The sequence below is a fragment of the Flavobacterium resistens genome (assembly GCF_900182645.1).
In the GTDB taxonomy this organism is placed as follows: Bacteria; Bacteroidota; Bacteroidia; order Flavobacteriales; family Flavobacteriaceae; genus Flavobacterium; species Flavobacterium resistens.
Genome location: NZ_FXTA01000004.1, coordinates 153,225 through 167,337, shown reverse-complemented (window position 1 = coordinate 167,337; position 14,113 = coordinate 153,225). Strand labels below are relative to the sequence as shown.

8 protein-coding genes are annotated in these 14,113 nt (G+C 35.3%); 3 read left to right on the top strand and 5 right to left on the bottom strand.

Going from position 1 to position 14,113, the window contains the following annotated elements:
- Positions 1–204: 204 nt before the first annotated feature.
- The 3 genes from FN795_RS15510 (at position 205) to FN795_RS15500 (ending at position 9,613) form a co-directional block, all read left to right on the top strand.
- Entirely contained in the window at positions 205–675 is a 471-nt protein-coding gene (locus tag FN795_RS15510; protein ID WP_142451437.1) for a regulatory protein RecX, read from the top strand.
- Between the two features lie 484 nt (positions 676–1,159).
- Complete coding sequence (locus FN795_RS15505; protein ID WP_142451436.1) at positions 1,160–6,403, top strand: T9SS sorting signal type C domain-containing protein; 5,244 nt, start codon at positions 1,160–1,162, stop codon at positions 6,401–6,403.
- A gap of 219 nt (positions 6,404–6,622) precedes the next feature.
- Positions 6,623–9,613: a DUF7507 domain-containing protein gene (locus tag FN795_RS15500; RefSeq protein WP_167498087.1), complete on the top strand. Its 2,991-nt coding sequence runs from the start codon at positions 6,623–6,625 to the stop codon at positions 9,611–9,613.
- Positions 9,614–9,673: 60 nt separating this feature from the next.
- Here the strand turns inward: FN795_RS15500 and FN795_RS15495 are convergent, their stop codons facing one another.
- The 5 genes from FN795_RS15495 to FN795_RS15475 form a co-directional block, all read right to left on the bottom strand.
- The gene (locus FN795_RS15495) at positions 9,674–10,840 is read right to left on the bottom strand and encodes a beta-ketoacyl synthase N-terminal-like domain-containing protein (protein WP_142451434.1); all 1,167 of its coding nucleotides are present in this window, start codon (positions 10,838–10,840) and stop codon (positions 9,674–9,676) included.
- A gap of 140 nt (positions 10,841–10,980) precedes the next feature.
- Positions 10,981–12,252 (bottom strand): adenosylmethionine--8-amino-7-oxononanoate transaminase, encoded by a 1,272-nt coding sequence (bioA, locus tag FN795_RS15490; protein ID WP_142451433.1) that lies wholly within the window; start codon positions 12,250–12,252, stop codon positions 10,981–10,983.
- Between the two features lie 61 nt (positions 12,253–12,313).
- Positions 12,314–12,931 carry a dethiobiotin synthase gene (gene bioD, locus FN795_RS15485; protein ID WP_142451432.1) on the bottom strand — a complete coding sequence of 206 codons (618 nt, stop codon included), beginning with the start codon at positions 12,929–12,931 and terminating at the stop codon, positions 12,314–12,316.
- Positions 12,932–13,001: 70 nt separating this feature from the next.
- Positions 13,002–13,619 carry a hypothetical protein gene (locus FN795_RS15480; RefSeq protein ID WP_142451431.1) on the bottom strand — a complete coding sequence of 206 codons (618 nt, stop codon included), beginning with the start codon at positions 13,617–13,619 and terminating at the stop codon, positions 13,002–13,004.
- A complete protein-coding gene (locus tag FN795_RS15475; RefSeq protein WP_035652894.1) occupies positions 13,609–14,112 on the bottom strand; it encodes an RNA polymerase sigma factor in 504 nt (167 codons plus the stop codon). The genes FN795_RS15480 and FN795_RS15475 overlap by 11 nt, the downstream gene beginning before the upstream one ends.
- Position 14,113 lies beyond the last annotated feature (1 nt).

Sequence of the window (14,113 nt, the reverse complement as noted above, 5' to 3'; positions counted from 1 at the left end):
TTTTAAACTTTGATGTTTTTAAGTTAAAACACTGTTTTTCAAACTGGTTTCAACTTGTGATATTATCGTACAAAAATATTATAATTCCGCACACTCACAACATTTTAGGTAATTTCTTTTTTAGAAAAAGTGTAAGAATCGACGGAAATTTAACATCAAAATGACTATTTTTAGTATTTATAGTTAAAAAGCAGGAAAAAACTCATGAATTCAATTTATACTCCAAAAGAAGCTTTACAGAAATTAGAACACTTTTGCGCCTATCAGGAGCGTTGTCATGACGAAGTAATTGCGAAATTGCAGAGTTTAAAAATGACTTCTGATGAAATTGACTTTATTGTAGTAAAATTGATTGAAGATAACTTCCTAAATGAAACACGTTTTGCCTGCAGTTTTGCCCGAGGAAAACATAGAATTAAACATTGGGGTAAAATCAGAATTACAAACGAACTCAAAGCAAGGCATATTTCATCGACAAATATAACTTTGGCGCTTAAAGAAATTTCTGCCGAAGAATATGAAAACACTTTTAACGATCTTGCTGAAAGATGCTGGAATAGTATTCAAGAAAAAAACATTTTAAAGAAACGAAAAAAGTTCTGCGACTATCTTCTTCGTCGTGGTTATGAAAGCAATTTTGTTTATGAAAAGGTAAAAATGATGGAGCTAGAATAAGCTCCATTTTTTTTGAGAACTATAGACTTAAATCATTCTCAAACACCTCTAAAACATCAGAAAATACTTTCCTATACAAATATCAAATTGTTGCGAATATTTAGGCATATCTCGCGTTTTTGCATCAAAAAGTTTAATTAATTGTAAAATACACACCGCATTTTACGATTTTTCTTATATTTAAAAATCGATATTTATAAGAATTTCCACAAGAACACTATTTTCTTCATGCACTTCAACGAGTAATTTTTACACTTCATCGATTATTCGGCCATTCTAAAACCATCCTTTTTCGAAACTCGTAGATGTATATATCTTTGTTGGGTTAAATCCTATGCCAGCATAACATCCTGATTGAAACCACTTAACATGACTATTTGGCTTCCTTTAGATGTTGCTTTTTTTTAAGTAATTGATGGCAAACGAACGTTAAACAAAACAAAATAAAAAAACAGTTTTTAAAATTAAATGCCACGATTTAATTATGATTAGAAAATTACTTTTAAGTTTTTTATTTTTCCTGTTGTCTCTTTTTACCTTTGGAAAAAATACATCAGCACTCAACATCCCCACAATTAGAGCCAATTACTTTTCGGATAAAATTTCCATTGTCGCAGGTACTATAACTTCTACAAGTACTGGAGGAAATTGGAATAGTGCTAGTTCATGGGTTGGTGGCGTAGTTCCCACAGCAACTGACGATGTTGTAATAGCTAGTGGTGCAACAGTAACCAGTACCGGAACCATCAATGCTAAAACATTGACAATCAGCGGAAAGCTTATAGTATCTGGCACCGTAACGCTTAATTCTATAACTCAATTAACAATTAACGGTTTACTTACTTTTGCGGACAACACAAGTAGTATATACCTGCCATCTGGCACAGCCGTAAAAGTTAATTCTCCAGGAAAAGTTGATGATAGTGTAGGTTGTTCAAACAATGTCGCTATCTATATCGGAAGTACAAAAATTGCTGCTTGTAAAGGAAATGGTGGCGGTGCAGTATATGATTTTGATGCTTTTAATAGTAGTGGTGGAACATTGAATGCAATTGCAAATTCAAATTCCCCTGTTTGTCAAAATGGCACGATTAATCTAATCGGTTCTTACTCAGGATCATCAGGAACGAAAACTTCAGGAGGTTCAGCAGGCGTAAACTACTCTTGGAGCATGAAAGCACCCGATGGAACTACAACTACAAGTAATACACAAAATTATAATTTGACCGCAAGTCAGACAGGTAATTATACAGCCATCTTAACTTGCACAACATACTACGGAAACGATTTATATACAAGTACAAGCACGATTACTGTAGCAGTAAGTCAAGCTTTTAGTCTTACTTCAGTAACGGCTGTAAAATGTACTGCTTCAAGCACTCCCATTGTTACCTTAAATTCAACCGCAAGTAGTTTACCCACTGGAACCTACACTGTAACCTATAACACAACTAATCCATCCGCAACAGCTAAAACAGCAACAATGACCGTTAGTGCAGCTGGAAGCGGAACTTTTACAACTACAGATTTAACCACAGCAAGCTCTAGCACTATAACAATTACAAATTTGGCAAGTGGCTCATGTAGTAATACAATTTCAAGTGGAAATACAGCAACTTTACAAACACCTCCCTCACCACAATCTGGATATTTAGCTTATGTTGCTCCAGCTTGCTTTAATTCTCCAATTACAATCAACTTAACAGGAACTATTGTAGGAGCAGTTGTTAGATGGGAAAAAAGATTAAGCCCATCTACTACGTGGACAACTATTGCCAACACAACTAATTCATACACAGAAACACCAGCAACTGCGGGAACTTGGGAATATAGAGTAATGGTTGGAGATGTTAACTGTGGGATAGTTTATACAGGTGTCCTACAAGTCGAAATACGACCAGAATTAACTGTAACACTTAATTCGACCAACTCTCCAGTTTGTAAAGATGGTGTAAGTAGTACTTTAACGTATAGTGCCACAACCGGCTCTCCAAATGGATATGCATTAGTTTTTGACAGTGCCGCTAAGTCAGCTGGCTTTGGAGATCAGGGTGGTTCCTTTACCGCTGGTACAGGCACAATTACCATAAATGTACCTTATGGCGTAGCTGTTGGCACCTATAATGCAACTGTTAGAGTATTTATTTATTCCACATCTTGCACGAGCGTAACCTATCCTGTAACTGTCACTGTATCTGCTCAAATATCATCTGTATCAATAGCCTCAACAACAACTCAAAATTTTTGTACAACAGGTAACCTTTTAACTGTTACTGAATCAGGAGGTACCATAACTTCGAGACAATGGGGAAAAAGATCGGCTTCAGGAGGAACAATAACTCCGATTTCGGGAGCAACTTCTACAACATATACTCCAACAACAGCATCCCTAGGAGTCGGGACATGGTATGTAGTCTGCACATCAACAAATGGTGGCTGTACTGTAACTTCTAATGAAGTAATCGTCAATGCTGGTAACATCGTTAGCACTGCTTCTTCAACGCCAACAACATGTATTGGAGTTAATATGACATCTATTACTCACACAACAATAAATGCGAGCGGAATAAATAGCAGCGGTATTACTGGCTTACCTGCCGGAGTTACTGCAATTTGGAATAATAATACGATAACAATTAGTGGAACACCTACTGCAACTGGAACTTTCACATATAGCATTCCATTAACTGGCTGTTCAAATGCAGTAAATGCAACAGGAACAATCAAAGTAAACCCAACCAATACTATAACTTTAACTTCTGCCACAGGAACTGACGCTCAGAACATTTGTAAAGGTAGCGCTATAACAACCATAAGATATACTACCACAGGAGCGACTGGAACAAACGTTACAGGATTACCAGCAGGAGTTACAGGAACTTGGGCTTCTAATGTTTTAAATATAACAGGAACTCCAACAACTACAACAGGAGGTACATTTAATTATACCGTAACATTATTAAACGGATGTGGAAACGTAACAGCAACAGGAACAATTACTGTAGCAGTTCCTAACAGAGGACAAGTACATGGTGGAAAACACATTTGCCTTGGAGATGACAGTCCACAATTATACATGAGTACTTTTAGCGGTACTATTGTTAAATGGCAATATAGTGATGATCCGGCGGAATCTAGTGGAAGCTGGATTGACATCCCAAATACAGCAAATTTAACTACCTATCAACCTGCAAAATTAACAGCGCTAAGAACCTTCAGAACGGTTGTACAAAACGGAGCATGCCCTGCAGAAACAGCAATTCAAACAAGAATTGATGTTGATACAAGACCAACATTTACAGTATCGCCTTCAGCAACAAGTTGTCCAAATACGGATGTAACCTATACTACACAATCTGGCCAAGGTAATTATATATGGACTGTTCCTGGTACTTTAGGAACTGACTATAGCATAACTTCAGGAGGAATTGGAACGTCTAATAGTACTGTTACTTTAAAATGGCTGACAGCTGGTTCAAAAACGGTAACTGTAACCTATTCGAATGCTTGTTCTAATAATCCAGCAGCTAGTTCTACTACTATGATAAACGAATATAGTGTTTCTGGCCCTCAAAGTTCATCAGTTTGCATTAACAACCAAATGAATTCGATTACACATACTATAAAGGGGTTTAATGGTATAGGCACGGGTTCTTATAATCTTCCTTCAGGTTTGACGGTAAGTTATGACAATACTTCTAAATTATTAACTATAAGTGGAACACCTACTAGCCAAGGAACTTTCAATTACACAATTCCTTTAACTGCCAGCGGGTGCACTATCACTGGTGAAGCAAAAGGAACAATTACTGTAAATGGACTTCCTGCAGCTCCATCAGCAAGTGTAACCACTCAGCCTACTTGTTCAGGAACAAAAGGAACTATAACAATTACAGCAACCGCTGGATATACTTATAGTATCAATGGAACTGATTATTACAATCAATCTGTTTTCAGCTCTCTTGATCCGGCATTCTATACTGTAACAGCAAAAAACGCTTCTGGATGCATCTCAACTGGAACACTTCTACAAGTAAATTCTCCTGCGTCGAAAACATGGACTGGAGCAACTAGCACAGATTGGAACACAGCAACCAACTGGAGTCCTTCTGGAATTCCAACTTCATCTGACTGTGTAATTATACCTTCTGGAGTAACAAAAAGTCCTGTTATATCTGATACTAGTATAGATTCTAACGCTTATACGCTAACCGTAAACGACAAAGCTTCTTTAGTTGTTGAAGCGAGCAACACTTTAAAAGTCTATGGTGCCGTAAAAGTACTTTCATCGGCTACAACTTCGGGATCACTTTTGTTTAAAAACAATTCAAGCTTAATTCAAACAGACACTAGTCCAAGTATTAACAGCGGTAATATTTCATATCAGAGAACAAGTCTTCCTATTCGTCAGGCTGATTATGTGTATTGGTCAACACCAGTTCAAAATCAAACTTTACGAGAAGTATCTCCACTAACTGACCCTTCTAAATTATATGCTTATGATGGCAGTCAATGGGTATTTACTCCAAATTGGACTATCATGACTGTTGGTAAAGGGTACATTATTCGTGGTCCTGAAAATTACTCCAATACAAATAGACAGTCTTATGCAGCTACATTCATAGGGACACCAAATAATGGAACATTAACAGGTGAAGCTGTCTTAGCAAACAAATTTTATTTGGTAGGAAATCCATATCCATCAGCTTTAGATGCAAATAAGTTTATACTTGAAAATAAAAATATTTTAAAAGGAACCCTATATTTTTGGACACATAACACACCAGTAGTTCTTGGCGGTGCATATCAATATAATACCGACGATTATGCGAGCTATAATGTTACTGGAGGTGTAAAGACAGCGGCTCCTACAGGAACAGTTTCAGGAAATAACAATGACAAACCATCAGGTCAAATTGGTGCCGGACAAGCGTTTTTTGTTGGAACAAATGGTGCTGGGACAATTGCTTTTACCAATTTAATGCGATCTGGAGGCAACGACAATAGTCAATTCTTCAAACCTGGAAATACTTCTAAAACGGCTTCTACTGAAAAACACCGTGTTTGGCTGAATATGACAAATGAAGGAGGGGCTTTCAAACAATTATTAGTAGGGTATGTTGAAGGAGCAACCAATAATGTTGAAACAATTTATGATGGTGCAACTTTTGATGGAAATAAATATCTGGATTTCTATAGTGTAAATGGAAGCAGCAAGCTTGTAATTCAAGGTCGTGCACTGCCATTTTTAGATACAGATATTGTACCTTTAGGATACAAAACTACGATTGCGGGAGAATTTACCATTGCTATTGATGAAGCCGATGGAAATTTAGCTACGCAGAAAATCTATTTAGAAGATAAAACAACGGGGACAATTAATGATTTAACACAAAGCAATTATACTTTTACAACCACAGCAGGAACTTTTGCTGATCGCTTTGTACTTCGTTACACTAATAAATCTTTAGGAACTGGAGACTTCGAAAATATTGAAAACGGCGTTTTAATTTCTGTAAAAGATAAAACTATAAAAGTGCTATCGTCTAAAGAAAACTTAAAAGAAATTTCGGTTTATGACATTTCTGGCAGAGTACTTTACAACAAAACAAAAGTAAATTCTACTGAATTACAGATTTCAAACCTACAATCAAGTAATCAGGTTTTAATTGTAAAAGTAACTTTAGATAATGATTTTACTATTTCTAAAAAGGTTATTTTCAATTAATTTCTAAAAGCCTATCAAAAATCCGACAGCAAAAGCTGTCGGATTTTTCTATATAACAAGCAAACACTCTGAAGCTTTAAAACCTACTAAATCTTCAGTTTCATTTTAACCCCCAAATCAAAACCGCCCCAAAATCGTATGAGCCAAAAATTGCTTTTACCCTCTCGCTTTCTATTTTCAAAAAAAATAGTTTTCTTTTTTCTTTTCGCTACATTTCAAATGAGTGGCCAAAGCGACATCACCAGAATCTACACCGACTGGAAAACTTACTGGACCTCCAATAAAGCAACTCTTGAAGGAAATCGCCCAGATGATGCCAACAATTTATTAGCCTTTACTTGGAAAAATAAAACCTACTCTACTGGTGTCAACAATACAATACTTGACACTAAAGGTGTATCTTACATTCCTCAAAAATTCAGGGCTTTAAAAATTCAAAGTTTAGGATCAAGTACTCAGACCTACTTTTTGCAGGGCTCTATGATAGATGGATCACTAACAACTACAAAACTTGACCCTCCAATAGCAGGATCAACTGCAACAGGCGCTGAACTTGCCTCACGACTTACCGATGGAAGTTTCGGATTATCACTTGGAACTGGTATTGCAAATATTCCCGTAGGTAAAGCAGAATTTAAAATTGGAACAAACAATTTGAATCTGACTGGGCTTGACGATGGGATTCCCGACTTAATCGTGACTCAAGTAGCAGATACAGGAGGAAATCCTGATCTGTTTAAATTTGTAGATGCCGCAGGAAACACAGTAGGAACAGAAATCTCATTTCTGTTTCAACCAGTTCAGGTTGTCGGCACCTATAGTCTTGATCTTTTCAAAGTTGATGGAACGCTTAGCAATTTTGCTCCCGCTTCAACACGAGATATTAGAATATTAGGAATCGAAACAAGTTCATTTGGAATAACAGATGCTAATGCTGCTCAAGTAGACCGATTTGTTGTTACTTTCTCTGGAAGTTCTGATTGTGCTTTTATTGCTTTCAACCGAAATTCATTAAAAATAGCTGAATTAACACTAACAAAAAAAGCTACACTTTCTAACTGTGGTAAACTTGGAGATAAAGTAAACTACGAATTTGAAGTCACCAATACTGGAGAAGTAACAATCACAGATATAAATGTTACAGACCCAGACTCAGGAACAGTGATTACAGGAAATCCAATTGCTTCAATAGCACCTGGAGCAAAAGTAACTTTAACCGGAGTACATACGATTACTGCAACAGATGTAAATCTTGGAAAGGTAATCAACAATGTGAAAGTTACAGGAACTGACCCTTCTTTGAATACAGTAGAAGATCTATCTATACCCTTGACAACTATTTTATTGACACCACCATCCATTGGAACGATCACCAACATAACTTGTACCAATTCAGGAACAGTCGTTTTAAATGATTTACCAACTACAGGGACATGGACACTTGAAAGAAGTCCATCCGGAGCACCAATCTATGGCACTGGTTCCACTACAACCATTTCGAATTTACCAGCTGGAACTTATACTTTCAGAGTCACAAACAGTAATGGATGCAAATCACCAGCAAGTTCAGAAGTCAAAATTACAAATCAATCTTCAACAACTTGGAATGGCTCAACTTGGTCAAGCGGGAATCCAGACATAACAAAGAATATAATTTTCACAGGCGCTTACAACGTTACAGCAGATCTAGATGCTTGTTCTTGTACCATTAATTCAGGGGTCAATCTAACGATTCCATCAGGAAAAACCTTAACTATTGCTAATGGACTTACCGTAGCAACTGGTGGATCTTTAACATTCGAAAACAGTGCTAGTTTATTGCAAACAAATACAAGCACAAATATAAACAGCGGCTCTATTTCTTATATTCGCAATAGCCTTCCTATACGTCAAGCTGATTATGTGTATTGGTCAACACCTGTGCAAGGGCAAACTCTTTCAGGAGTTTCATCTGCAACTGCAAGCGATAAATATTTAGCTTACAATGGTTCACAATGGGTAGCTGTGCCAAATACAAGTGTAATGACTGTGGGTAAAGGTTATATTATTCGCGGACCTGAAAATTATTCAAATACACTACGACAAGCTTATTCTGCAACATTTAAAGGCATACCAAATAACGGAACTTTATCTGGTGAAACTGTTGCTGCAAGCAAATATTATTTAGTTGGAAATCCATATCCATCAGCTTTAGATGGCAATAAATTCATTCTTGATGTTAATAATAGAGATATATTAAAAGGAACACTATATTTTTGGACACATAACACTCCTGTCGTTTTGGGTGGTGCATATCAATATAATACAGATGATTATGCTAGCTACAATGTTAGTGGAGGAGTGAGAACGGCCGCACTAAGCGGAAACGCTTCAAATAACAATGAAAAACCTAGCGGTCAAATTGCAGCTGGACAATCATTTTTTGTTGGCACAAAAGCTGCAGGTACTATTACTTTCAACAACACAATGCGATCAGGAGGAAGCAACAATAGTCAGTTCTTCAAACCTGGAATTTCTAAATCAACTGCAATAGACAGGCATCGTTTATGGCTGAATATGACAAATGCGGGAGGTGCTTTCAAACAATTACTTGTAGGATATATCGAAGGCGCTACCAACGATGTTGATTTTGGTTATGATGGCGCAACTTTCGACGGAAATAAATATCTGGATTTTTATAGTATTAACCAAAGTAGTAAACTAGTAATTCAAGGAAGAGCTTTACCTTTTTCAGATACAGATACAGTTCCTTTAGGATATAAAACAACAATTGCAGGAGATTTCACAATTGCTATTGATGAGGCCGATGGAGAATTAGCTACTCAGAAAATCTATTTGGAAGACAAGTCAACAAATACAATTCATGACTTAACGCAGAGTAATTATACGTTTACGACAGCTATAGGAACTTTTACAGATCGTTTAGTTCTGCGCTACACGAATAAATCTTTAGGAACTGGCGATTTTGAAAACATCGAAAATGATGTTTTAGTTTCTGTAAAAAATAAAACTATAAAAGTGCTATCATCTAAAGAAAACTTAAAAGAAATTTCTGTTTATGATATTTCAGGCAGAATACTTTACAACAAAACAAAAGTAAATTCTACCGAATTACAAATTTCAAACCTACATTCAAATAATCAAGTTTTAATTGTAAAAGTAACTTTAGATAATGATTTTACTATTTCCAAAAAGATTATTTTTCAATAGATAAATTAAAAAAAATCCAGTCTAAAACAGACTGGATTTTTTTTTAGAAGTATATTTTAATTATCGTTTTTCAATCAAAACACTAACAGCATTTCCGCCAAACCCTACAGCATTGATTAAAACCTTTTTAATTGGTTTGCTTTGTTTTTGTTTTTCTCCAAACGGAACTCCAATAAAAGTATCATGTTGCATCATCAAAAGCGCCAATTCTAAACTCAAAATCCCTGAAGCCCCAAACGTATGTCCGATTTTCCATTTATTTGTTGTTAACAGTGGCAAATTAATTCCGAAGACTTTTTCAATCGCACGCAACTCAGTCAAATCTCCTTTTATCGTTCCTGGCGCATGCATTACGATTGCGTCAACACTTTCTAAATCTTCATTTTCTAAAGCCATTTTCATCGATTTCTGAAAACAGGTTGCTTCCGCAGAAATTGAAATGTTATGTTCCAAAACTTCAGTCGCATAACCAATACCTGTTACATATGCAATTGCATTATCTTTTTCTCCGGCCTCTAAACAACAAACTGCCGCGCCTTCGCCCAAAATCATTGTATTTTGCGTCTTTTCAAAATCAAAAGCCAGATTTGGCCAGGCTTCCTGATCCTGATCAATACGCGAATAGATTTTCAAAGCTCTCATTTGTGCAATGGTAAAATCTGTTAAAGGCGCTTCACTTCCACCCACTAAAAACTTATCTGACATTCCAGATTTTAACCACGCAACTCCATTTAATAAAGCATGAAGTGCCGTTGAACAAGTTATAGAATGCGAAATCTCGGGACCAGAACTTTGCAAATCATGAGCAATCCAAGAAGAGATATTCCCTAAAGTTGTTGTTGGAGACGCTAAAGTCTGTGCTCTTCCTGTGTCGATATATTCCTTATAATGTTTTTCGAATAAATCTGTTGCTCCTCTCGAAGAACCAATATTAATTCCGAAAACATCTTCTGAACTCCAATTTGCTTGTTTCACAGCTTCTCGAGAAGCCGCTAAAGCGAATAAAACAGAGTCATCCAAAAAATTATATTTAGGATCTGATTCCCTGATTTCGGCGATAATTTTTTTTGATTTCGCACCAAGTGCTGCCGTTGAAGTTTCCTGCTGATCCAAAAATTGTTTTGAAAAGCAATGATTTTCGTTCAGATAATTTGCCCAAACTTCTTCAGCATTATTTCCTAATGGCGAAATAGATGAAAAAGCGGTTATGGAGATTTTTTTATTCAATGTAAATTATTTAACCGCAAAGTTCGCAAAAGTTTACGCAAAGTTCGCCATATTTAAATGCAAAATTCAACCATATAAGTGATATAAGTATTTTTAAACAGGTTTTGTTAAATGAACTTATATCACTTATATGTTAAAAGTTATACCATTTCAATTGCTTCTTCGATTGTTTTATAAACTTTCTGAAGTTGTTCGTCTGTCATTATGTAAGGCGGTAAAATGTAAACAATATTTCCTACCGGCCTTAAAACAACACCATTTTCAATAAAGAAATTATACAATTTAGTACGCATCGAACCATAATAACTTTCCTCAGAATCTGATTTTATCTCGACCGCAAAAATAACTCCGAGTGTCCTCGCGGTAATTACTTTTGGATGATTTTCAATTTTCTTCTGAAACGCTAAATGACTTTTATTTATTCGAATAATATTATCCTGCATTTCTTCTGTCTGCAATAAATCTATACTTGCCAAAGCCGCCGCACAACCCGTTGGATTTGCAGTAAAAGTATGTCCGTGAAACAGCGCTTTGTTAATGTCATCATCATAAAAAGCGTCAAAAACTTCCTGAGTAAAAGTGGTAATCGCCATTGGTATAGTTCCTCCCGTTAAAGCTTTCGACAAACAAATCATATCCGGATTAACATTTACATAATCCATTGCAAAGGTTTTTCCTGTTTTACCAAAGCCAGTCATTACTTCATCGGCAATGGTTAGAACGTTGTTCTCTTTACAAATTTCAATCAGCTTTTGCAATGCTTCTGGTTCGTACATAACCATTCCAGCTGCGCCTTGCACCAAAGGCTCAAAAATAAATCCAGCGCAATTGTGTTTCTGAATTACCTCTTTTAAAGCATCAAAACTTGCTTCCTCCTTCCCTTTTATCGGAACCGGAATTCGGACAACATCAATAAACATTCCCTGAAAAGCTTGCGTATAAAATGAGATTCCGCTTGCCGCCATTGCTGCAAAAGTATCTCCGTGAAAAGCATTTTCAAAAGCAATTATTGTAGTGCGTTTTTCATTTTTATTGAAAAAATACTGCAGTGCAACTTTAATTGCTACTTCAACTGCAGTTGAACCATTATCTGAAAAAAAGATTTTTTGCTGATTTTTAGGTAAAATTTCCATTAGTTTTTCAGCCACTTTTATTGCAGGTTCGTGAGTGAAACCTCCAAATAAAACGTGTTCCAATGTCGTCAGTTGTTTGTAAATCGCATCAGCAATAAATTTATTACTATGCCCAAAAGGATTTACCCACCAAGATGCAATTGCATCTATATATTCTTTATTGTTTTCGTCCCAAAGCAACGCTCCTTCGCCTCTTGAAATTGCAATTGGAGTTTGTGAAGTTTTGTGCTGTGTATATGGATGCCAAAGGTATTGACTGTCTTTTTCTGTTAAAGTCATATTGTGAAATGATTTTTGTTAGATGTCAGTTGAAAGAATTTTACTTCTCACAAAACACATCTTACATTTTTAATAGATTTTCGCGAAACAAATCAGCATATTCCTTAATTACATTCTGATCAAAATAAGGTTCTTCATCAATCCTTCCAATACATTTTATTCCGGTTTTATTCAGAATCAGACTTTCGGTCGATTTGTTTTCGCTTCCGCTGAATATAATTCCGTCAACTTTAAAACCTCGATTCTGAATCGCTTCAATAGTTAACAAAGTATGATTGATGCTCCCGAGATAATGTCTTGAAACTACAATTATCTTATAATCTTCCTGAATCAAATCGGCAATGGTATCTTTTTCGTTTAACGGAACAAAAATTCCTCCCGCTCCTTCAATAACCAAATGATTTTCTGTTTTTGGCTCCTGAATATTCTTCAGGTCAATTGAAATTCCATCAATTTCAGCAGCAAAATGCGGACTTGCAGGTGTATTTAATTTATAACTGTTTTCGAAGATTTTTGTTTTTGAATTAGAAATTCGGGCTTGTATCTTATGACTATCTGAATTATCTAAATCCCCAGCCTGAATTGGTTTCCAATAATCTGCTTCCAGCGCTTCAACCACAATTGCAGAAGTTATTGTTTTTCCAACATCGGTTGAAATTCCGGTTATGAATATTTTCATGGTGCTGTTTTATTATACAGCAAAAATACCAATAAAAACAACAAACCCATCAATTACGATGGGTTCTGTTTTATTCTTCTTTTAATTCGTCTATCACTTTTCTAATTTCCTTCGCATATTTTCCGTAAAATAATTTTGTATGTCCTTCAGTCATAAACCACATCAAAATGACAAATACAAATACAATCAAAATAACTATTACTAAAACATATTCTTGATTTGTATTTGAAATAAGATTTAACAGTTTTCCTGATTTTTTACCTAAAGGCAATAAAAACATATAAAACAATCCAAAAGGAAAAAAGGTATAACTAGCAGATTTATAGGTCTCAATAAACAATCTTATATTATAATATATTTCATATAAATTATCTTTGGTTGTTGCCGCAACATTTGCAAAATTTTTATAATAGATATGTAATCTTATTGCAAATGCAATTGAGATTATTATTGAAACTGCATACAGCAAATAGTAAGCAAGAAAAAAACTATATTTCAAATTGATAAATAACGGAATTATCGGGACTAAAATCATCGAAATTACCTGAACGATGAATTCTTTTTTTAAATTTTTTCTAATTTTATCCAAAGGCATATTAACCGATTGAATTTTTTCTAAATTATTTGGAAGAACAACATTTTCTGTTGGTTCATTTTTCCATGCGTTTTGTATATCGTTAAAATCCATATCCCTGATTTTTAATTATTTCTTTTAATTTTTCTTTTGCTCTGTTTAATTTCACTCTCGCATTTCCTTCAGAAATTCCTAGATTTTCACCAATTTCCTTATGAGAAAAGCCTTCTAACTGATAGAAAATAATGGCCTTGTCAATTTTTTCCAATTTCTGAACTGCTTTATAAAAATGATCCAGCTGACTTTCTTTTATATGCGAGTCGCCTTCGTCATCTTTAATATTTTCCGAAGCAATTTCATATTTGTCAACTTTTCGCTTTTCTTTTCTAAGGAAAACAATTGCTGTATTAACGGCCACTCGATACATCCAGGTCGAAAATTGGCTCTCGTTTCGAAACGTATCATACGATTTCCAAAGCTGACATACAATTTCCTGAAACAAATCCTGCTGATCATCATAATTGTCCATGTACATTTTTGAAACTTTGTACAAAATCCCTTTGTGACTTTCTATCCGATTTAAAAACTCTTGTTCTTTCTCTTTCAAA

What these genes read in the sequence shown, in the direction of transcription:
- FN795_RS15510 (WP_142451437.1), top strand. Translation starts at nt 205, where the DNA reads ATGAATTCAATTTATACTCCAAAAGAAGCTTTACAGAAATTAGAACAC.
- FN795_RS15505 (WP_142451436.1), top strand. Translation starts at nt 1,160, where the DNA reads ATGATTAGAAAATTACTTTTAAGTTTTTTATTTTTCCTGTTGTCTCTT.
- FN795_RS15500 (WP_167498087.1), top strand. Translation starts at nt 6,623, where the DNA reads ATGAGTGGCCAAAGCGACATCACCAGAATCTACACCGACTGGAAAACT.
- bioA (WP_142451433.1), bottom strand. Translation starts at nt 12,252, where the DNA reads ATGACTTTAACAGAAAAAGACAGTCAATACCTTTGGCATCCATATACA.
- bioD (WP_142451432.1), bottom strand. Translation starts at nt 12,931, where the DNA reads ATGAAAATATTCATAACCGGAATTTCAACCGATGTTGGAAAAACAATA.
- FN795_RS15480 (WP_142451431.1), bottom strand. Translation starts at nt 13,619, where the DNA reads ATGGATTTTAACGATATACAAAACGCATGGAAAAATGAACCAACAGAA.